1 protein-coding gene is annotated in these 543 nt (G+C 75.5%); it reads left to right on the top strand.

Annotated features, from left to right (window positions below):
- On the top strand, positions 1 to 543 hold a 543-nt coding region (locus ACYVE7_RS35515; RefSeq protein ID WP_460371105.1), incomplete at both ends, for a hypothetical protein.

Below are 543 nucleotides of genomic sequence, written 5' to 3'. Positions count from 1 at the left end.
CGTCCCCGACGGGCTGCTCGCCGGGTTCGGTGACGTCCGGCTGCTGGACTGGTCGGCGGAGTTCCGGCCGCTGCCCGCCGACGGCTGGATGCCACGCCCGGCCGACCTGCCGATCCTGGAACGCTGGCTCCAGGACCGCTGGCGGCTGCCCGCCTGCGAACTGGTCCTCGACGGCGTCGCCTCCGGGCCGGGCCGGTCGCTGGCCGCGCTGCTGTCGGACGCGCCGATCACCGTCCTGTCCTGCGGGCTCGACGGCTACGGCGCGACCCCCGAACTGCTGCCCGAAGGGGTCGGCTCCCGGATCGAAAAGGTCCTCTACCTGGACTTCTTCGACGGGCTCCCGCCGATGCTCCTGCACGAGTACCACCTGCCGCGCCTGCCCGTCGCGGCGAAGGCCGTCCGTTCCGCCCTGTCCTCTCCTGGGGACGGCGCGGGCGACGGCGGGACGGCCTGGATCGTCGCGGAGCGGTTCGGGGAGGACACCCCGTTCGGGGTGGCGGCCGCGATCCGGGCCGAGCAGGTCCGGGCGGTCGCGGCGCGCGG

The organism is Actinocorallia lasiicapitis, assembly GCF_054778695.1.
This window is presented reverse-complemented; position numbering and strand designations above follow the sequence as displayed.